Below are 17,501 nucleotides of genomic sequence, written 5' to 3'. Positions count from 1 at the left end.
CTGGAAAGTTCCTGAATCCGGATGACCGGGTGTGACGAACGTCAGGTGAGCCCCGTCTCATCCGTGAACAGCAACCGCTGGGAACGCCCGGCGGGTCATCGGAAGGAACGAACATGGCTGACACCACGACCACCACCCCGGCCGCCACCGCGCCCCGCGGCATGACCAGCAACACCTCCACCGGCGGCGTCACCGGCAAGACCGTCATCGACGACACCGTCGTGTCGAAGGTCGCCGGCATCGCCGCACGCGAGGTCAACGGCGTGCACTCGCTCGGTGGCGGTGCAGCCCGTGCAATCGGTGCGCTCCGCGACGCGATCGGCCAGCGCGACTTCGGTCAGGGTGTCAAGGTCGAGGTCGGCGAGAAGCAGGTCGCCGCGGACATCGTCATCGTCGCCGAGTACCCGGTCTCGCTCCAGCAGGTCGCCGACGGCGTCCGCAGCAGCGTCGCACGTGCCCTCGAGCAGATCGTCGGCATGGAGGTCGCCGAGGTCAACGTGACCGTCCAGGACGTCTTCATCCCGGGCGACGACGACGACAAGGACGACGAGAAGAAGGAAGCGCGAGTCGCATGAGCAACACACTGATCGGCGCCCTCATCGGCGCAGTCCTCGCCGTCGTCGCACTGCAGTTCGGCTTCTGGGGCTTCGTCCTGGTCATCGTCTTCGGTGCGATCGGGGCCCTCGTGGCCGCGCTCGCCACCGGCAAGATCGACCGCGGTGCCCTGACCGACGTGCTGACCGGGCGCCGGAGCTCCCGGTGAACGCCGGCCCGGACGTCCCGGGCCGCGTCGAGATCACTGCTCGCGCGCTGACCTCGCTGGCGCGGGCCGTCGCAGCCGAAGGGCTCGGCGCCCCCGCCAAGCGGGTGCGGGTCGGGCTCGGCGACGCCGCGGGGGCGATCTCCCTCGACATCACCGGCCCGATTGCCGCGCACGACGACCTCGTCGCCCACGCGGGACAGGTCGCCGACACGGTCAAGGTCCGCGTCAGCGAACTCACCGGCCGCCGCGTCGGTAGCGCCCACATTGAACTGACGGGGATCGTGCGCGAGCGCGAGACCCGGATCCGCTAGGAGGCCATCATGAGCAACGGTTCCGTCGAACGACGCATCCGCCGTCGGAGCGTGCACCGCTCCCGCTCGACCGCAGTGGCGGTGTCGCTCGTGGTGCTCGCCCTGGTGGCCGCCTGGATCGGCACCGAATCGGTCCTGCGGGCGATCGGGCGGCCTCCGCTCCTCGCCGACCCGCAGACCGCGGTCGACGCCGCACTCCGGCCGGACGCCGCGTTCGTCACGATCGCCGAGGTCATCGCCGTCGTGCTCGTGGTCCTCGGGGTCGTCCTCGTCGTCCTGGCCCTCAAGCCCGGTCGGCAGCACCGCTCGGTCGTCCAGCACGACCGCGGGGCCGTCATCATCGACACCCGCATCGTCGCCTCCACCGCGGCCAACGCAGCCGGATCGGCAGCGGGTGTCCCGGAGGGCAACGCCTCGGCGACCGCCCGTGGCCGCCGGACCGACGTCCGCGTGGTCCCCGTCACGGGTGTCCCCGTCGACGAGGACGTCGTCCGTGACGCCGTCCGCGCGCGCCTCAGCGGGCTCGACGAACGCTTCGGCCAGCGCGTCCGCGTCCGGGTCGAGGAGAAGGGAACCCTCGCATGACCAAGAGCAACCGGACCCTCAACCGGATCATCCTCTTCGTCCTCGGACTCGTCGCGATCGTGGTCGGCCTCGTCATCGGCGCGGGCGTCCTGCCCGCCGTCCGTGACGCCATCGACCCCTACGTCGACATCCCCCGGAGCCTCGACGTCCCCGCGTCGTCGCTGTGGATCGTCGCCGGCGTCTGCCTCGTCGTCATCGTGCTCGCCCTCGTGTGGGCGACCACCCGCGGTGGGGGCGGCACGTCCGTCGCCGTCCGGGAGCGCACGGGCGACGATGCCGTGACCGTGAACGTCGCCCTCGTCCGTGACGTCGTCGAGCACGAGCTCGCCGGTGTCCGTGACGTCGTCGGCTCCCGGGTCGACACCTACCTCGTCCGTCGGCAGCGTGCCGCACGGATCCGGGTCGCGGTTCGCCGCGGTGGTGACGCCGTCACCGTCCTCGATGCCGTCGACCGTGCCGTCTCCGTGCTCGACCGGACCCTCGGTCGGCAGGTGCCCGTCCTGGTGCACCTGACCGGCGGAACCCGTTCGGCGCTCGCGAAGCCGACCCGCGTCCGCTGACAGCCGTCAGCCGGACGCGACCCCGGGCCTCCCGGCCCACCACCGCACCATCCACCGGGCGCACGCCCGACCGACGAAAGGACCCGTCATGGGACTCGACGACAAGATCAAGAACGCTGCTCAGGACCTCGCCGGGAAGGCGAAGGAGGCCGTCGGCAAGGCGACCGGTGACGACCAGAAGGTCGCCGAGGGCAAGACCGACCAGGCCTCTGCGAGCGTCAAGCAGACCGGCGAGGACGTCAAGGACGTCTTCAAGAAGTAAGACCCTCGAACCGTGTCGGGGCACCCGCGAGTCGGGTGCCCCGATGCGTTCCGGCGGAACCGAACGAGGAGGAACCATGCAGCACGACCCGAACGCGCACACGCAGGTCACCGAGGTGACCCTGCCCGCGGAGCTCACGGAGCCGCTGCCCGACGACGCGAGCACCGTGACGATCGTCGCGCGGACCGCGGCGGAGACCGCTCTGGCCGTGCCCGGCGTGCACCACCTCGGCGGGATCGCCGCCCGAGCTGCCGACCAGCTTCGCAAGCAACTCGGCCGGAGCGCGGGCACCGCCGGGGTCCAGGTCGACGAGGACGACGGCGCGCTCGGCGTGCAGGTCTCCGTCATCGTCAGCTACCCGCACCCGGTGATCGCGGTCGCCGACGAGGTACGCAAGCAGGTGTCCGCGGCCACCAGGCAGGTGTCGGACCTCCCGACGACCGTCGACGTCCGGGTGCTCGACGTGCACGGCCCGTTCGACGACGAGCCCTCGCCGCTCGGTCGTGCCGCCGAGGCGACGGGTGATGCCGTCAAGCAGGCGGCGACCGCCACGAGCGACGCGGTCAAGCAGGCCGCGAGCACCACTGGGGACGCCGTCAAGCAGGCCGCCGAGGCCACCAGCGACGCCACGAAGCGCGCCGCGACGGCCACCGCGGACGCGACGAAGCGCACTGCTGAGGCCACCGCGGACGTCACCCGTCAGGCGGCCGACGCCACGGCCGACGCTGCGAAGCGCGTGGTCGACGGCGCAGCCGAGACCACCGACCGGCTGGACGACGCCGCCGCCGGGGCCCTCGCCCGGTCGTCCGAGCTCGCCGCCGACGCGGCGGAGTCCGCGAGGGACGCCGCCGCCGGTGCCCGGGACGCGGCCACGGCCGCGGTGCCGGCCGACCGTGCCGCGGCAGCAGCGGACGCTGCCGGCGACGCAGCGGACGCAGCGGAGGACGCCGCGGAGTCCGCAGCACGCTCGGCCGAAGCCGTCGAGCGGCAGGACCGACCGTGACGACCGCGTGGTCGGGCAACCGACGGACGAAGGTCCGTCGGCCCCGCCCGCGCGGCGTCTGGATCGCGGGCGGGATCGGCATCGTCCTGGTCGTCGGCACCGTGCTCGGCGTGTTCCTCCCCCTCGTCGGGTTCCTCGGTGGCGTGACGGCCACCACGGCGGGGCTCGTGCCCTTCCCGTTCCTCCGCGTCACCGTCGCCGCACTGCTCGGAGCAGTCGTCGTGCTCGGGCTCCTGCTCCTCGCGTTCACGCGTCGGCACACCACCACGGCCTCGATCGCCGTCGTGCTCGCGGTCCTGGTGAGCCTGGCGGTCACCGCCGTCCCGGTCGTCCTGGTCGCGGTGGGATCTGCGGACCGCGCGGGCGACGTCTGGCCCATCGTCACGGAGCTCTGGCAACGCTTCACCGGCTGACCCGCCGGACCACGTGCACCACCAACGAAGGAGTTCCACATGCGCAACCGCATCATCGTCATCGGGGCCGTCGTCCTCATCGGGTTCTGGTTCGGCTCCCGCGCCAACCGCCCGGTGATCAAGACCTCCAAGGCCGAGACCGCTCGTCGGATCTGGAACGACCCGCGTGCTCGCAAGGGCCGCAAGAAGCTCGGCAAGAAGATCGCGAAGGCCGCCCGCAGCGGGCGCTGACGCCGCGTGACGGACTGGAGGCACGTGTCACGTGAGCCGGTCGGCTCGCGTGATCCGCGCCTCCAGTCCGCTACCCTCGCGACGTGAAGCGTCTCTCGCCCGGCCAGCGCTGGGTCCTCGGTCTCGGCGCGTTCGCGCTGGTCTGCCTCGTCGTCGGGATCATCGGGCTCGTCGTCGGGCGCACGGACGACTCGGGTGTCATCTGGGGCAGCGTGCTCGGTGTCGTCGGGCTGCTGCACCTCGGCCTCACGGGGCTCGCGGGTGCGCTCGTGTGGACCGCGTCGCCGGCCATCAGCCGTGAGCCGGTCGAGCGCCCCGCTGCCGTCGTCAGCCCCACGCACCGAGTGTTCTCGTACGGGACGCTCCGCCAGCCGCTCGTGCAGGAGTCGCTGTTCGGCGAGCACGTGCCGACCGAACCGGACGGACTGCCGGGGTGGCGACTCGACTGGGTGAGGATCACCGACCCGGACGTCATCCGGACGAGCGGGTCCGACCGGCACCCGATCCTCCGACGCGGTTCGTCGAGTGACGTCGTCGAGGGCTCGGTCCTGACGCTCGGGTACGAGTGGCACCTCCGCGCGGTCGACGACTACGAGGTCGCGGACTACCAGCGGATCGAGGTCCGCCTGGCCTCCGGCACGACGGCGTGGGTCTACGTGGCCGCCGAGGACGCCTGACCGTCGGCGCCTGTGACCGAGACTCGGCCACCGGGGCGCGAGACTCGGGCGCCGGGTCGCGAGACTCGGGCTCAGCGACACTTCTCGGGGCGGAGCGTCCGAGAACTGTCGCTCAGCGCGAAAGTGGGGTCGCAGCAGCCTCAGCGCGCGGCCGCCGCCAAGCGCGCCAGGCCCTCGTCGATCGACACCGCGGGCGCCCACTGCAGGTCCTGCCGGGTCCGACGCTGGTCGAACCAGTGCGCCGTCGACAGCTGCTCGGCGAGGAACCGCGTCATCGGCGGTTCGTCCTCCCCCGGACGCACACGCCACACGGCCTCGACGACCGCCCCGGCGACCCGGGCGACCCCGGCGGGCACGTGCACCCGCGGCGCCGGCACCCCGGACGCGGTGCAGATGCCGGCGAGCAGGTCACCGACGGGGCGGGGTTCACCGTTCGTCACGACGTACGCGTTCCCATGCACATCGTCGTCGGCGGCGTGCACCAGGGCCGCCACCATCGCGGACGCCGCGTTGTCGACGTAGAGCGTGTCGATGAGCGCTGCGCCGGAGTCGAGCAGCGGCAGCCGGCCCTTCCGCGCACGGTTGACGATCCGGCCGACGAGTTGCGTGTCGCCCGGCCCCCACACCAGGTGCGGGCGGACCGCGACGACCGCGAAGCCCGGGGCGTCCGCGCCGAGGGCGACGAGTTCCGCGGCGGCCTTCGTGCGGGCGTAGTCCCCGCGGGCACGCGCGGGTTCGGCGGGCCCGGCACCGGCGCCCACGAGGGACGAACCGGTGTGCGCGACCGACGGCGAGGACACGAACACGAACCGGCCGACTCCCGCCGCACGCGCAGCGTCGACGAGCGTCCGGGTCCCGTCGACGTTCACGCGGGCGAAGTCAGCGGGGTCGCCGGCGAGGGAGACCTTCGCGGCGAGGTGGACGATGGCGTCCGTCTCGGCCACAGCACGGGCGACCGCGGCGCCGTCGGTCATCGTGCCGAGGACGTCGGAGACCCCGGACACTCCCGACGGACGGCGCTGGAACGTCCGGACCTCGTGCCCGGCGTCGCGCACGGCGACAGCGGTCGCCCGGCCGAGGAACCCGCTGGCGCCGGTGACGAGGACCCTCACGGCCGGACCATCCGTCCGCCCGACAGCACCGAGGCCGCCCACCGGGACAACCTCGCCCGGTCGACCTTCGAGTTGTGCCGGATGTCGGTCGGCAGCACGGGCACGACGAGCACCGCGGCGAGCGGGATCCCGGCGGCTGCCCGCACGGCTCCCGCCAACGCGGGCGAAGCGAGCGCGGGTCGTCGTGCGGCGCGACCACCGGTCGTCTCCACGACGGCGACGGCCTGCTGCGTCCCGCTCGGCCCGATGCCCGCGAGCCCCGCACGACCGACACCGTCGACGCGTTCGATGCGCTGCTCGGGACCGACCGGCGTCACGACACCGTCCGGCGTGGTGAGCACGTGCTGCAGACGACCCTCGACCCAGAGCCGCCCGGAGTCGTCCAGGTGCCCGACGTCGCCGGTGCGGTGCCCGCGAGGGTCCTCCACGCCGAGTCGGGAGAGCCGGTTCTGCCGCCAGAGCCGGTCGTAGCGCTCCCGGACGTGCGGCGCGGCCACGACGATCTCGCCGGTGACGCCTGGTACGTCCGTCAGCGCACCGGTCGGCTCCCCGGAACCGTCGAGCGGTGCGATCCGCACCCGGACGTTCGCCGCCGGGACCCCGACGCAGATGCCCTCCTGGTCCGAGGCGCCGGCGGCCTGCACGCCGTCCAGGTCGACGTCGGTCATGAGCAGTCCCTCGGTCATGCCGTAGGGGGTGTGCGCGCTCGCGTTCGGCATGAGTTCCGTCGCCGCAGTGAGCAGCGCGGCCGACACGGGAGCACCCGCCGACAGGAACAGTCGCACCCGACCGAGCGCAGCACGATCGGCCTCGGTGAGCGCGGACGCGGTGGCGACGACGTTCGCCAGTGCAGCGGGCGACAGGAACACGACCGTCGCGTCGGCTGCGGTCACGGACGCCGCCACGGCCGTCGCCGTGAGGGTCCGCGGTGCGGTGACGTCCATGTCGGGTGCGACCGACCGGGCGCCGAGCGCGGGGCCGAGCAGTGCGAACGGCGCGAAGCCGGCGACGAGTCCGGTGCCGACACCGATGTCGTACTGGGTGGCAAGGGCGTCGCGGACGGCACCGAGCTGCCCGTGCGTGTACACGACGCCCTTCGCCGGACCGGTCGACCCCGACGTGAAGAGCACGGCGGCGGGCGCGTCGGACGACGGGGCCTCGGGCAGGGCAGAACCGTGCGCGAGGCGACGGGCACCCCGACGGGCGACGTCGACGAGCGTGTGTTCCACCCGCAGCGCACGACGCGCGGGCGCGGGCAGCGCCACGGTCGCGATGCGTCGACCGGGCCAACCGAGCGCGCGGGCGGCACCCAGACCCGGCAGCACACCGATGATCCAGTCGGGTCGGGCACCGCGGACGGCACGGGTCAGCCCGCGCAGGCCGAGCCCGGCATCGGCCACGACGACGACCGCACCGATCCGCACGCACGCGTACAGGACGGCGGTCAGGTCGGCACCGGGCGTCACGAGCAACGAGACGCGGTCGCCCGGACGGACACCGAGGTCGACGAGTCCCGCCGCGATCTCCTCCACCCGTCGGGCGAGCAGTCGCCACGACACGGTGCGGGGGCCGCCAGCGGCGGCCATCTCGACGAGCGAGGCCTCGTCGCTGTCGCGCAGGTCGTCCAGTGCCGCCCAGAGCGGGCGGCTCGCGTCGGCGATGTGGTCGCTGTCGTCGGACTGGAGGTGGGCCCCACCAGCCGGTTCCGGCGCACCGCGCCAGCGGGGTGACGGCCGTGCCTGGAGGGACTGCTCGGCTCCGGCGGGCGCGTGGCCGTTCGGCAGGTGGTCGCCGAGCCAGTCGAACACCGTCCCGGCGACGTCGGCGTCATCCGGCAGCAGGTGCCCGGCGCCCTCGAAGCGGTGCACGTCGGCCTGGGGCAGCCGCTCGGCGAGGTCGTCGAGGTACCGCTCGAGGAACACCGGGTCACGCGGCCCCCACATCAGCAGCGCGGGGACCTCGAGCGCCGCGACCCCCGCGGCGATCCGGTCGAGCTCGGGTGCACTCGGGTGTGCCGCGTCGACGGGGATGTCCGCCACGAAGCCACCGACACCACCACGTCGGGCACCACCGCGGTACGGCGCCCGGTACGCGTCGGCGACAGGACGGTCGAGCCGCGGGTGCGCGATCGCGAGCGTCGTCTCGAGGAACGCCGGCGTCACGACGGTCGCCCGGCCGAGCAGCTGGGGGCGGAGAGCGAGGCGCAAGGGCGCGGGGATCGGGGCGTCGTCGGGCTGGTGCACGGCGGTGTTGCACGTCGTGACGCCCACCACGAGGTCCGGGTGGTCGACCGCCCACCCGAGCGACACCACGCCGCCCCAGTCGTGGCCGAGGGTGACGACGGGTCCGGTCAGTCCGAGTTCCTCGGTCAGGGCGCCCAGGTCGGCGACGCGCTGCGGCAGCCCCCGCTGGACCCCGGTGCGCTCCGAGAAACCCATGTCGAGCTGGTCGACCGCGATGACGCGCCAGGCGGGACCGCCGGCGGCGGCGACCTCGAGCGAGGTGCGGAGCACCGACCGCCACAGGTACGACCAGGTCGGGTTGCCGTGCACGCACAGCAGCGTCCCGACCGGTTCCGCGCCGAGCGCGGCCAGGGAGCCGGCCGTGTCGAGGAGGTGCCAGGTGCGCGCGGCGCGATCCGTGCCTCCAGGACGGTCTCCAGACCACTCGGGCACCGTGACCAGACGCGACCACGCGGGGTCGAGTCCGGGCAGGGAGGGCGGCTGCGTGGCCGGAGCGGTGCTCGCGGCGACGCGGGGCAACCCGGCTGTCACCAGCGGAGCTCCATCATCGCCGTGTTGATACCGGAGCCGACACCACCGAGGAAGACGCGGTCACCGGGGCGGATCGACCCGCGGGCGACCTCGTCGGCGAGGGTGATCGGGATCGACGCCGGGCCGACGTTGCCGAAGCGCTCGTACGTCGTGGGGACCTTGTCACGCGGGACGCCGATGGCCTCGACGAAGGCGTTCGTGTGCACGTCGGAGACCTGGTGCAGCACGTACCGGTCCATGTCGGCCCAGTCGAAGTGCGCACGGGCCTCGTTCCAGGCGGCCACCACGAGTTCCATGCCGCCCTTGAGCAGCATCTTGGCGTCGGTGAACATGCCGTCGACGCTGCCGACGCAGAGGTCGTACCACTGGGTCGCCGCACGGGTGACGCCGCCGACGATCCGGTGTCCGCCCGGGTGCGCGTCCGCCGGGCCGAGCACGGCCGCGGCAGCACCGGAGCCGAGCGTCAGGCTGGCGAACTCGCTCATGAAGTCCTTGCGGTTCCGGCCGCCCTGGTTCAGGCGCTCGATCGTGTTGAGCTGCACCTGGTCGGCGTCCTCGCCGTCCACCACGAGCGCGTACTTGATCTGGCCGGAGTCGATCATGCCCGCGGCGACGCTCATCGCGTTGACGAACCCGAGGCACGCGTTCGCGATGTCGAAGTTGATCGCCGACGACGGCAGACCGAGCCCGTGGTGCAGGCGCACGGCGACGCTCGGCTCCAGGTGCGGGCGCGTCACCGACGTGTTGATGAGCAGGCCGACGTCCTCGGGGCGGATGCCCGCCTCGGCCATGGCGCGACGACCGGCGTCGATGGCGGCGTCCTGGAAGGACTGCCCCTCGCCCCAGTTGCGACGCTCCTTGACCCCGGCCACGCGTTCGAGCAGACCCATCGGCAGGCGCAGGCGGCGGAGCACGCCGCGGAGCTTCTCCTCGATGTCGGCCGAGGTGGTCACCCGCTCGGCCACGGTGGTCGCGACGGAGAGCAGCGCGACGTTGTCGTGCTTGGCCGTGGCGTTGCCGGGCCGTTCCGTTTCGCTGCTCGTCGCCTGGTCGACCGGCCGTTCCGTCATGATCGTCACCGACACATACTTCCGCATCCGGCCTGGGTACGCGATCCGGATGCGCTGTACGGCGGGTTCACGCGTCGGTCTGGCGGGGTTCCTTCGGCAGTTTCCGGAGCTTGGCGCGGCGCTTCCGCCGCTCCGGGATCATCGACCGCATCTCCTCGAGCTTGCCGAAGCAGAGCAGCCGGTCGCCCGGTTCCAGGGCGACTCCGCTCCGCGGGTTCGGGATGACGCCGGAGCCCCGGTGCAGCGTGAGGACGGTGATGTCGCGGTCCCAGAGACCCGACTCCTTGATGGTCTTGCCCACCAGGTCCGCGTTGGTGTGCACGAGCAGCTCGGCGACGCCGTACCCCGTCGACACCGACAGCCGCTGCCGGACGTCGATCTCCGGGAAGGCGACCTGGTTCGCGATGAAGTCGATGATCGCGCCGGCGATGTCGAGGCCCGTGGCGCGCTCGATGCCCTCCAGGCCCGGCGACGAGTTGACCTCCATCACGAGGGGCCCCTCGTTGCCCTCGAGCATGTCGACGCCGGCGACCCGCAGGCCCATGATCTGCGCCGACCGGACGGCGGCCTCTTCGTACTCGGGCGTCAGCGTGACCTTCTCGACCGTCCCACCGCGGTGCACGTTCGACCGGAACTCGTCGCCGGACGCACTCCGACGCATCGCCGCCACGACCCGGTCGCCGACGACGAGCGCTCGGATGTCCTTGCCGCGGCTCTCCGAGATGAAGCTCTGGATGAGGACGTTCTGCTTCGTCGAGTGCAGCGTCTCGACGATCGACTCGGCGACCTTCGCCTCGGGGGCCAGGATCACGCCGATGCCCTGCGTGCCCTCGAGCAGCTTGATCACGACCGGTGCTCCACCGACCCGCTCGATCGCCCCGCGGACGTCGGCGCGGCCGTTCACGAACGTCGTCGCGGGCATGCCGATGTCGTGCCGGGACAGGATCTGGTTCGCCCGGAGCTTGTCCCGGGAGTTCGTGATGCCGTTCGCGGTGTTCGGCGTGTACACGTCCATCTGCTCGAACTGCCGCACCACGGCGGTGCCGTAGTAGGTGATCGAGTTGCCGATGCGCGGCAGGACGGCGTCGTAGTCGGAGAGCAGCTTGCCCCGGTACTGCAGGTCGGGGTCGTCCCCGGTCAGGTCGATCGCGAACCGCAGGGTGTTCAGCACCTTGACCTCGTGCCCGCGGTCGATCGCGGCGGCCCGCAGGCGCTCCGTCGAGTACGCGTGCGGGGCACGCGACAGGATGGCGAGTTTCATCGGGGGTGCTCCGCTGGGTGTTCGGTATCGACGGCGACGCTCCATCAAAGCATGCGGACGCCCGGTCCGAGCATGCGACAGGATGGGCACATGGCCCGAACACCGAAGTCCCCGAACGGCGGTCTCGTCGTCGCCGGGTGGCGGGAGTGGGCGGCGCTGCCGGACCTCGACATCCCCTGGATCAAGGTCAAGCTCGACACCGGCGCCCGCAGCTCGGCACTCCACGCGTTCGACCTCGAGGAACTCCCCGGCGACCGCGTCCGCTTCTCGGTGCACCCCTGGCAGGACACCGATGCCGACGCGGTCACGATCGAGTGCGACGTGCACGATCGACGCATCGTCCGGAGCTCGACCGGCCACACCCAGGAGCGGATCGTCATCCTCACGAAGATGACCCTCGCCGGGCGTGTCTTCGACGCCGAGGTCACGCTGAGCAACCGCGACCAGATGGGTTTCCGGATGCTCGTCGGACGCGAGGCCCTGCGGCAGGGCTTCCTCGTCGACCCCGCTCGGTCGTTCATGGCCGGTCGGGCGCCGAAGGAGATCCGGCGCCGCAACCGCGGGCGCGCCTGACGTCGGGCAACGCTGCCGAGATGACCATGTGACGGCCTGGAGGCGCGGTGCGGGCCCGCCACGCGCCTCCAGGCCGCCGTCGACGCGGGTCAGGACCGCAGGTGGCGCGCGAGGAAGGTGAGCTGCTGCGGCGCCATGCGCCGCCAGTAGGCGGTCGTGTGGCCGCCCGGCTCGAACCCACCGGCCGGCGCGGTCGAGAAACCGTCGACGTACGTCCGGACCGCCGGCTCGAACCCGTCACCGGTCCCGCAGTCGACCCGGACCGCGATGCCGTCGAGCGAGCGTTGGCGCCCGAGGACGGTGTTCGCACGGAAGTCCTCCGCGTCGTCGAACGCGCCGCGCGCGGTGTCGCCCGCCGACGTCCAGAGCGCAGGGCTGATCGCGGAGACCGCCCGCACGCGCGCGGAGCCGACCACGCCCGCGAGGTGGAGCGCGCCGTACCCGCCCATCGAGTACCCGGTGAACGCCAGGCGCGCGGTGTCGAACCCGCGACGCGCGAGCAGCGGCAGGAACTCGTCGACGACCATCGCGGCGGGGTCGTCGCCGTCCGCACGCCGGTGCCAGTAGCGATTGCCGCCGTCGACCGCGGCGATCGCGAAGGGTGCACCTCCGGCAGCCACGTGCGCGGCGAGGAACCGGTCGTACCCGAGGTGGGAGCCGAAGAAGTCCGCGTGGTCGTCGCCGTACCCGTGCAGGGCCACCGCGATCGGCAGGGGTCCGTCGGCGTCCGGCGCGGCGATCGTCCAGCCGACGGTCCTGCCCCTCCGCGCGGACGAGACGAACGATCCCGAGCTCGACGGGACGGGGGCGACGTCGGGGACGGTGCCGGCCGGGCCGTCGAGCCCGAGCACCCGGTACATCGTCGACCGGCCGGGCAGGAGACGCAGGTTCACCGCCTCGGCCGCGGCACCCGCGACCACCACGGCGGCACCGCCGACGAGGAGGGACCGACGAGTGATCCGGGCCGCGCGCGAGCCGGTCATGCGAGGGGCACCGTGCCGTCCGAGGTCACGCGCTTCATCACGAGGGTCGAGGAGATCCGCTGCACACCCGGCAAGGTACCGAGTTCGGTGTCGTAGAACTCCTGGTACGCGGCGAGGTCGCGTGTGAGGACCCGCAGGAGGTAGTCCGGGTCGCCGAACAACCGCTGCGCCTCCACCACGTTCGGCATCGCGCGGACCCGCTCCTCGAACCCGCCGATCGTCTCGAGGTCGGTGCGGCCGAGGGTCGCGAAGACGATCGCCTCGAAGTGCAGCCCCACGGCCTCCGGTGAGACGACGGCGCGGTACCGCTCGATGGCGCCGGACTGCTCGAGCGCCTTCAACCGCCGGTGGCAGGACGACAGGCTCAGCCCGACCTCGGACGCCAGGTCGGTGGCACTCATCCGGCCATCGTGCTGCAGCAGTGAGAGGATCTCCCGGTCGAGTGCGTCCATGGCGGCGATCATTGCAGAAGAACCGAGTGTCGCGCGGAAGAACCGGAGCACATTCCGCCCGATTGTCCGTAGCGTCTCGGGCTGTGGACCTGACCCTCATGCTGCAGTTCTGGACGGTGGCGCTCCTGCTCGCACTGACACCCGGAGCCGACTGGGCGTACGCCATCGCGGCGGGACTCCAGCCGCGGTCCGTGGTGCCGTCGATCCTCGGCATGGTGAGCGGCTACGTGGTGGTCGTCGTGGTCGTGGCGCTCGGGATCGGCGCCCTGGTGACCGAGTACCCGGCGGCCCTCACGATCCTGACCGTGGCGGGTGCCGCGTACCTGCTGTACCTCGGCGTCAGCACGCTGGTCGCCCGGACCGGCACCGTGGTCGCGGCGAGCGATCGGCCGCTCGGGACGAGCGCGCGGTCGCGGTTCCTCCGTGGCGCCGGGGTGAGCGGCATCAACCCGAAGGGCGTGCTGCTGCTCCTCGCGCTCCTGCCGCAGTTCGTGTCACCCGGGGGCTGGCCGGCCCCGGTGCAGATGGGGGTGCTCGGCAGCCTGCACCTCATCGACTGCGCGGTGGTCTACCTGCTCGTCGCCCTGGCCGCACGGCGGATCCTGCGGTCGCGTCCGCGGGCGAGCCTCGTCGTGACGAAGGTCTCCGGCGTGCTGATGGTGCTCATCGGCCTCGGACTGCTGGCCGAGCAGGTGCTCCCGCACCTCCGGTGATGAGGGCACCGGCGATCGACCGCGCCGTCCCGGTACCGAGGCCGGGGTCGCGCAGCCGCATCGCGAGGTACCCGGACACCACGAGCAGCAGCTGGTCGGCGAGCACCGCGGACCGGTCCCCGACCACGGGTGCCGCGAGTTCGGCCAGTCGGCGATGCAGGGTCCCGGTCTCCAGGTCGAGCACCGTGCGCACGTCCTCCGGGGCGTCGACGTACTCGGCCGCGGCCCCGAGGAACGCACACCACCGCGACCCCGCGGCGGTCGACCGGTAGGCGTCGAGGGCGTCGAACACGGCGAGCAACCGACCCCGGTCGTCCCGTGCCGCGTCGATGGTCCGGTCCCACGTGGCGAGCCAGTCGTCGTGCCGCCGTCCGAGTGCCGCTGCGACGAGGGACTCCTTGCTCGCGTACCCGCGGTAGAGCGTGGCGCTGGAGATCCCCGCACGCTCGAGCACGGCGTCGATGGGCGTCGCCGCGATGCCACGGGTGAAGAAGAGTTCCTCGGCGGCGTCGAGGAGCTTCTGCTCGGTTCCTGGACGCATCGCCATGAGAGCACCCTAGGCTCTCAAAAGTGAAACGATCGTTTTCGTTACGACAGCGAGTCTTCCTGGTCAGCGGGCTCGGACTCATCGCCGCGACCTACGGCCTCGTCCGGCTGGCGTACGGGCTGTTCCTGCCCGACGTGCAGCGCGACCTCGGGCTCTCCTCCGGTGCCGCCGGGTGGATCTCCTCGGGTGCGTCGGTGCTCTACTGCGTCGGCGCGCTCGTCGGGTTCCTGCTCGCCGCACGGGTGCCGCGGGTCCTCGTGCTCGCTGCCGCGATCGTGGGCGGAGCGGGCGCGCTCGGGATGGCGACCGCTCCGGACTCGACGGTGTTCGGGGTGTCTTCGGTGATCGGGTCCGCGGGGGCGGGGCTCGCCTCGCCCGCACTCGTGCGGCTCGTCGCCCAACAGGTGCCGGAGGCCGTGCAGGGACGGGCGCAGTCGATCGTCAACGCGGGTACCGGGCCCGGCCTCGTGGGTGCGGGAGTGCTCGCGCTCGTGCTCCTGCCGGACTGGCGTGCGGCGTGGGCGGTCTCAGGGGTGTTCGCGTTGGTGGTCGGCGGCGTCCTGCTCGCGGCGAGCCGCGGTGACGGTGGCGGCGGCGGCGGCGGACGTACGCAGCCCGCCGCGCCCGCACGACGCCCGGACCGCGCGTGGGTCCTCGCGCACCGCGGGGTGATCTCCCTCGCCCTGCTGTTCGGCGCAGGTTCGGCGGTCGTGTGGACCTACGGTCGCTCGACCCTCGTCGACGCCGGCGCCCCGGTCGCGGCCTCCGTCTCGGCGTGGATCGCGCTCGGCATCGGTGGCGCAGCCGTGGTGCTGACGGCACGGTGGACGAGCCGTCTCCGTGCGGCGACGACCTGGACGGCGACGACCGGTGCCGTGGCGGTGACCGTCGTCGTCCTCGGTGTCTGGCCGCAGTCGACCGTGGCCGCGCTGCTGGCGTGCGCGGTGTTCGGCTGGGGCTACACGGCGGCGACCGGGGCGCTCATCACGTGGACGACCGAGATCGACCCCGACCAGGCGGCGGCGGGTACCTCGGTGCTCTTCGTTGCGCTCGTGCTCGGCCAGGCCGCGGGCGCTGCCCTCGCAGGTGCACTCGTCGGATCGGTCGGCACGGTGGTGGCGTTCATCGCCGGGGCCGTGGTGACCGCGGTCGGCGCAGCCCTCGGGCCGGTCGTCAGCGGAGCGGCCGCAGCTCGATCTTCCGGTTGCACGCCACCGACGCCTCGTTCGCGACGCGCAGGGCGGTCTCGGCATCCGGCAGCTCCATGACCCAGAACCCGGCGACGAACTCCGCGGGGTCGCCGAGCAGCCCCGGCGTCGTGGTCGCTCCGCCACCGCGGGCGTCGACCACGACGGCGTCGGCGGGCGCGGACACCCCGGCGGCGATGACGACCGAGTCCCCGAGGCGCTGGTTGAGCGCGTCGACCGCGTCCATCTCGGCCTGGGACGCGGACTCGGTCCGACCGGCGGCTTCGGCCTGCCCGTCGTCGATGACGTTGACGAGGAACTGCATGGTCTCTCCCCTGCTCCGTTGGCGGGAGGCTACTCCTGCGGTAGCGTGACGGCGAACACCCGATCCCGACGACAGCGGAGTCATGGCAACGAAGCGCTGAGCCGGCACCAGAGCCGGCTCCCCCTCCACGCGGACCACCCGTCCGCGCGCTTCCTGTACGCCCGCGCGGCACCGACGCCGTGCGACGACACCGAGGGTCTCCCGTGTTCTCCATCCGCGCCCGTTTCCGGGCTCCGTTCTCCACGCTCGCCGAGCACCGCTTCGTCACGTTCGCGGTCCTCGTCGACACCATCGGCGCCGGCCTCACGCTGCCGCTGACGATCGTCTACTTCACCCTGACGACCAACCTCTCGCTGGCGGTGATCGGCGTGCTGTCGACCGCCGCGTCGCTGCTCGCGCTGCCGATCGGGTTGCTCGGCGGGGTGGTCACCGACCGGTTCGGCGCGAAGGCGTCGATGATCACCAACAACCTGTTGTCCGCAGCCGGGTTCACGCTGTACCTCGTCGCCCACGACCCGGTGGTGGTGTTCGCGGCGATCTTCCTCGCGAACGCGTCCGAACGGCTCTACTGGACGTCGTGGACGGCGTACGTGCACGACCTGTCCGACGGCCGGCCGTTCGAGCGGTGGTTCGCCTTCCTCGAGGCCACGAAGGCTGCGGCCCTGGGCACCGGCGCGATCATCGCCGCCCTGACGCTCGCGGGCGGCGGCCACGACGGGCTGCGCTGGCTCGTGGTCGCGAACGTCGTGACGAGCGTCGCCGCAGCAGTCGTGTTCGCCTCGCAGCGGACGGGCGGCACCCGGTCGACCGCACCGCAGCCGCGGGACCTCGACGACGTCCGGACCGGGTCGCTCCGGGAGTTCGCCGCCGACCGCTCGATGCGGCTGATCACGCTCGGGCAGTTCCTGATCGGGCCGGCGATGGTGCTGCCGAACGTCGCGCTCAGCGTGCTGTTCGTCGAGCGCTGGCACATGCCCGCGGCCGTGGCTCCCGTGCAGTTCGCGATCGCGACCGGGCTCGCCGCCTGCCTGCAGACCTCGGTGACGCGGTGGGTCGCCGGCTTCGACCGCGGGGTGCTCGTCGCGGTCGGGGCCGCGCTGACCGGACTCACCGCCGTGCCGCTCATCGTCCTGCCGCCGCTGGAGGGGGTCGCCGCCTGGTCGTACGTGTTCCTCGTGGCGGTGCTGCTGGCTGTGGCGGACATGATCGCGTTGCCGGCCGCGAACGCCGTGATGGCCGAGGCGCCGCACCCCCGGATCCGTGGCCGGGCGATCGGGGTGTTCCAGACCGCGAGCTCGGTGGGCATGGCGCTGTTCCCCCTGTCGCTCGCGTTGCTCGACACCGACGTGCCGTGGGCGCTCTGGCTGCTGACCGCCGTGGTGTTCGCGGCGGCCGCCTGGGTGTGGCGGGCCGCGGTGGCGAGCCTGCCGGCCCGGGTACGCATCGCGACGGCCGCGGACGCTGACGGCTGACGTCGTCACGCCCGCGGCCGTTCCGCGCGTGGTGGGCAGAACCGCGCACAGGAGGCCGAACCGCGCGTAGGGAGCAGTTTCTTCTGACCAGGTACGCGCGATTCCGCTTCCCACCGCGGTCGGGATGGGAAGGAACGTCACCCGTCTCGGCGCGCGAGCGCGGCTCTGGACTGGAGGGGGGGGGGGGGGGGCGGGGCGGGCTGCGGCCCGCCCCCCCCCCCCCCGCC

At 72.7% G+C, this 17,501-nt stretch carries 22 protein-coding genes; 14 read left to right on the top strand and 8 right to left on the bottom strand.

The features are described from left to right. The first annotated feature begins 113 nt into the window (after nt 1-113). From FS532_RS05245 to FS532_RS19015, 10 genes are all read left to right on the top strand, one after another. A complete protein-coding gene (locus FS532_RS05245; RefSeq protein WP_144751093.1) occupies nt 114-575 on the top strand; it encodes an Asp23/Gls24 family envelope stress response protein in 462 nt (153 codons plus the stop codon). Then, the gene (locus FS532_RS05240; RefSeq protein WP_123291766.1) at nt 572-763 is read left to right on the top strand and encodes a DUF2273 domain-containing protein; all 192 of its coding nucleotides are present in this window, start codon (nt 572-574) and stop codon (nt 761-763) included. The genes FS532_RS05245 and FS532_RS05240 overlap by 4 nt, the downstream gene beginning before the upstream one ends. Continuing rightward, the gene (locus FS532_RS05235) at nt 760-1,074 is read left to right on the top strand and encodes a hypothetical protein (protein ID WP_144751091.1); all 315 of its coding nucleotides are present in this window, start codon (nt 760-762) and stop codon (nt 1,072-1,074) included. The genes FS532_RS05240 and FS532_RS05235 overlap by 4 nt, the downstream gene beginning before the upstream one ends. Before the next feature lie 9 nt (nt 1,075-1,083). After that, a complete protein-coding gene (locus FS532_RS05230) occupies nt 1,084-1,659 on the top strand; it encodes a DUF6286 domain-containing protein (RefSeq protein ID WP_144751089.1) in 576 nt (191 codons plus the stop codon). Beyond that, nucleotides 1,656-2,219 carry an FtsX-like permease family protein gene (locus FS532_RS18635; RefSeq protein WP_186321923.1) on the top strand — a complete coding sequence of 188 codons (564 nt, stop codon included), beginning with the start codon at nt 1,656-1,658 and terminating at the stop codon, nt 2,217-2,219. The genes FS532_RS05230 and FS532_RS18635 overlap by 4 nt, the downstream gene beginning before the upstream one ends. An 88-nt stretch (nt 2,220-2,307) precedes the next feature. Beyond that, nucleotides 2,308-2,481, top strand: coding sequence for a CsbD family protein (locus FS532_RS05215; RefSeq protein WP_144751083.1), 174 nt, complete (start codon nt 2,308-2,310; stop codon nt 2,479-2,481). 76 nt (nt 2,482-2,557) lie between these two features. Next, on the top strand, nt 2,558-3,484 hold the full coding sequence (locus tag FS532_RS05210) for an Asp23/Gls24 family envelope stress response protein (protein WP_186321922.1): 927 nt from the start codon (nt 2,558-2,560) through the stop codon (nt 3,482-3,484). Further along, nucleotides 3,481-3,897, top strand: coding sequence for an MFS transporter permease (locus FS532_RS05205; RefSeq protein WP_144751079.1), 417 nt, complete (start codon nt 3,481-3,483; stop codon nt 3,895-3,897). Before FS532_RS05210 ends, FS532_RS05205 begins: the two co-directional genes overlap by 4 nt. Nucleotides 3,898-3,936: 39 nt before the next feature. After that, on the top strand, nt 3,937-4,128 hold the full coding sequence (locus FS532_RS05200) for a hypothetical protein (RefSeq protein WP_144751077.1): 192 nt from the start codon (nt 3,937-3,939) through the stop codon (nt 4,126-4,128). Between the two features lie 83 nt (nt 4,129-4,211). After that, nucleotides 4,212-4,805 (top strand): gamma-glutamylcyclotransferase family protein, encoded by a 594-nt coding sequence (locus tag FS532_RS19015; protein ID WP_260852572.1) that lies wholly within the window; start codon nt 4,212-4,214, stop codon nt 4,803-4,805. A 140-nt stretch (nt 4,806-4,945) separates the two neighbouring features. Here the strand turns inward: FS532_RS19015 and FS532_RS05190 are convergent, their stop codons facing one another. The 4 genes from FS532_RS05190 to rimK all read right to left on the bottom strand — a co-directional run bounded on the left by FS532_RS05190 (nt 4,946) and on the right by rimK (nt 11,022). Continuing rightward, a complete protein-coding gene (locus FS532_RS05190) occupies nt 4,946-5,917 on the bottom strand; it encodes an NAD-dependent epimerase/dehydratase family protein (protein WP_144751075.1) in 972 nt (323 codons plus the stop codon). Then, nucleotides 5,914-8,691, bottom strand: coding sequence for an alpha/beta fold hydrolase (locus tag FS532_RS05185; protein WP_260852571.1), 2,778 nt, complete (start codon nt 8,689-8,691; stop codon nt 5,914-5,916). Before FS532_RS05185 ends, FS532_RS05190 begins: the two co-directional genes overlap by 4 nt. Further along, the gene (locus FS532_RS05180) at nt 8,688-9,761 is read right to left on the bottom strand and encodes a 3-oxoacyl-ACP synthase III (RefSeq protein ID WP_079239036.1); all 1,074 of its coding nucleotides are present in this window, start codon (nt 9,759-9,761) and stop codon (nt 8,688-8,690) included. Before FS532_RS05180 ends, FS532_RS05185 begins: the two co-directional genes overlap by 4 nt. Before the next feature lie 67 nt (nt 9,762-9,828). Then, nucleotides 9,829-11,022, bottom strand: a complete 1,194-nt coding sequence (gene rimK / locus FS532_RS05175; protein WP_144751073.1) for a 30S ribosomal protein S6--L-glutamate ligase — start codon at nt 11,020-11,022, stop codon at nt 9,829-9,831. Between the two features lie 90 nt (nt 11,023-11,112). Between rimK and FS532_RS05170 the strand changes: the two genes are divergently transcribed. After that, on the top strand, nt 11,113-11,595 hold the full coding sequence (locus FS532_RS05170) for an ATP-dependent zinc protease family protein (RefSeq protein ID WP_144751070.1): 483 nt from the start codon (nt 11,113-11,115) through the stop codon (nt 11,593-11,595). Nucleotides 11,596-11,684: 89 nt separating this feature from the next. On the opposite strand, the gene FS532_RS05165 is transcribed toward FS532_RS05170, so the two are convergent. Next, nucleotides 11,685-12,578: an alpha/beta hydrolase gene (locus FS532_RS05165; protein ID WP_144751069.1), complete on the bottom strand. Its 894-nt coding sequence runs from the start codon at nt 12,576-12,578 to the stop codon at nt 11,685-11,687. Beyond that, on the bottom strand, nt 12,575-13,030 hold the full coding sequence (locus FS532_RS05160; RefSeq protein ID WP_079236983.1) for an Lrp/AsnC family transcriptional regulator: 456 nt from the start codon (nt 13,028-13,030) through the stop codon (nt 12,575-12,577). Before FS532_RS05160 ends, FS532_RS05165 begins: the two co-directional genes overlap by 4 nt. 83 nt (nt 13,031-13,113) lie before the next feature. On the opposite strand from FS532_RS05160, the gene FS532_RS05155 reads away from it, so the two are divergent. Continuing rightward, nucleotides 13,114-13,743: a LysE family translocator gene (locus FS532_RS05155; protein ID WP_144751067.1), complete on the top strand. Its 630-nt coding sequence runs from the start codon at nt 13,114-13,116 to the stop codon at nt 13,741-13,743. Here FS532_RS05155 and FS532_RS05150 read toward each other — a convergent pair. Then, entirely contained in the window at nt 13,694-14,290 is a 597-nt protein-coding gene (locus FS532_RS05150; RefSeq protein ID WP_144751065.1) for a TetR/AcrR family transcriptional regulator, read from the bottom strand. The two genes, FS532_RS05155 and FS532_RS05150, sit on opposite strands and share 50 nt — an antisense overlap. 23 nt (nt 14,291-14,313) lie before the next feature. On the opposite strand from FS532_RS05150, the gene FS532_RS05145 reads away from it, so the two are divergent. Then, nucleotides 14,314-15,558: an MFS transporter gene (locus FS532_RS05145; protein ID WP_144751063.1), complete on the top strand. Its 1,245-nt coding sequence runs from the start codon at nt 14,314-14,316 to the stop codon at nt 15,556-15,558. On the opposite strand, the gene FS532_RS05140 is transcribed toward FS532_RS05145, so the two are convergent. Then, nucleotides 15,464-15,802, bottom strand: a complete 339-nt coding sequence (locus FS532_RS05140; RefSeq protein WP_144751061.1) for a YciI family protein — start codon at nt 15,800-15,802, stop codon at nt 15,464-15,466. The two genes, FS532_RS05145 and FS532_RS05140, sit on opposite strands and share 95 nt — an antisense overlap. A gap of 203 nt (nt 15,803-16,005) precedes the next feature. Between FS532_RS05140 and FS532_RS05135 the strand changes: the two genes are divergently transcribed. Then, nucleotides 16,006-17,274, top strand: a complete 1,269-nt coding sequence (locus FS532_RS05135) for an MFS transporter (RefSeq protein WP_186321921.1) — start codon at nt 16,006-16,008, stop codon at nt 17,272-17,274. The last annotated feature ends 227 nt before the right edge of the window (nt 17,275-17,501 follow it).

Origin of the sequence: Curtobacterium pusillum, from assembly GCF_007673235.1 — a bacterium.
Classification (GTDB): domain Bacteria; phylum Actinomycetota; class Actinomycetes; order Actinomycetales; family Microbacteriaceae; genus Curtobacterium; species Curtobacterium pusillum_C.
Note: the sequence above shows the minus strand (reverse complement) of the source record. Positions and strands in the feature narration are given on the sequence as shown.